Here is a 626-nt window from a genome sequence, read left to right as displayed (position 1 = left end):
ACCACGGCACCGATGGCGAATGGCACCGGTAAAACACCGCTGGCACCGGCGTCGGCCGACCGTACCGCCGATTATCTGGCGAAACTCCCGGCGGCGGATAACGCCCTGCTGCAACAGATAGAACAGAGTCTGACCCTGGCCCCTTACTGGCTTGACGGCCACGCTATCGCGGCGCAGGCCGCCGGAAAACTGGGTTACCCCGCCGTGGCTGACGCTATCCGCGATGAACTCCGGGCCTTTCTTGATCGTCTGCCGGTCCTGCAAAACCTGTCTTTCGCCGACCGGAGCCCGTTTATCTCCGACGCCACGCTGAACTGGCTGCGTCCCCCGGCGACCGCCACCGTCGGCAGCGGTGCCACGCCGGAACAGGACGCTGTCTGGCTCTGTTTTCAGCAACACGGACTGGAAGCCGCCCTCCATGCCGCGGAGCAACACCAGCGGCACCTGACCGAACCCCGGGATCAGTTCTACGGTCAGTTACTGACGGCCCAGCTACTGGAGCAGGCGGGCATGAGCGCGCTGGCACAACAACATTACCGCCACCTGCGCCAGGCAGGACAACACCTGTCGCTCGCCGACTGGGAACCCGGCCTGCTGGCGGCACTGGCAGAAAAAGCCCCGATGAC

Annotated in this window: 1 protein-coding gene; it reads left to right on the top strand. The window is 65.0% G+C overall.

The features are described 5' to 3' along the window. Positions 1-12: 12 nt before the first annotated feature. A partial coding sequence (gene tssA, locus EAE91_RS23675) for a type VI secretion system protein TssA (protein ID WP_244869034.1) occupies positions 13-626 on the top strand: 614 nt, incomplete at its 3' end.

It is taken from the genome of Photorhabdus noenieputensis (assembly GCF_018448935.1).
Lineage (GTDB): Bacteria > Pseudomonadota > Gammaproteobacteria > Enterobacterales > Enterobacteriaceae > Photorhabdus > Photorhabdus noenieputensis.
The sequence above is the reverse complement of the archived record's forward strand: the minus strand, read 5'-3'. Positions and strand labels throughout refer to the sequence as shown.